Genomic DNA, 456 nt, shown 5'->3' on the forward strand with positions numbered 1-456 from the left:
CGGCGGTGACGCCGGTGCGGGTGAGGGAGGTGGCGTCGGCGGCGCGGGCGATGCCGAAGTCGATCACTCGTGGGCCGTCGGAGGCGAGCAGGACGTTGGAGGGTTTGAGGTCGCGGTGGATGACGCCCGCGCCGTGGATGACCTGCAACGCCTCGGCGACTCCGGCCACCACTCTGGCGGCGGCCTGGAGCGGCAACGGGCCGTGCTCACGGATGGCGCTGTGCAGGGAGGGGCCGGGGACGTAGGCGGTGGCCAGCCAGGGTTGGGGTCCGTCTGTGTCGCTGTCGATGACGGGGGCGGTGTAGAGGCCCTGGACCCGTTCGGCGGCCTGTACTTCCTGTCGGAAGCGGCGTCGGAACTCGGGGTCGCCGGCGACTTCTGGTCGGATCACCTTGAGGGCGATGGGTCGCCCGCCGGGGGTGTGGGAGAGGTACACCTTGCCCATGCCGCCTTCGC

General features: G+C 71.7%; 1 protein-coding gene. It reads right to left on the reverse strand.

Going from position 1 to position 456, the window contains the following annotated elements:
- Nucleotides 1–456: serine/threonine-protein kinase (locus RNC47_RS36745; protein WP_311605216.1), on the reverse strand; the 456-nt coding region annotated here is incomplete at both ends.

Origin of the sequence: Streptomyces millisiae (assembly GCF_031845425.1) — a bacterium.
In the GTDB taxonomy this organism is placed as follows: domain Bacteria; phylum Actinomycetota; class Actinomycetes; order Streptomycetales; family Streptomycetaceae; genus Streptomyces; species Streptomyces millisiae.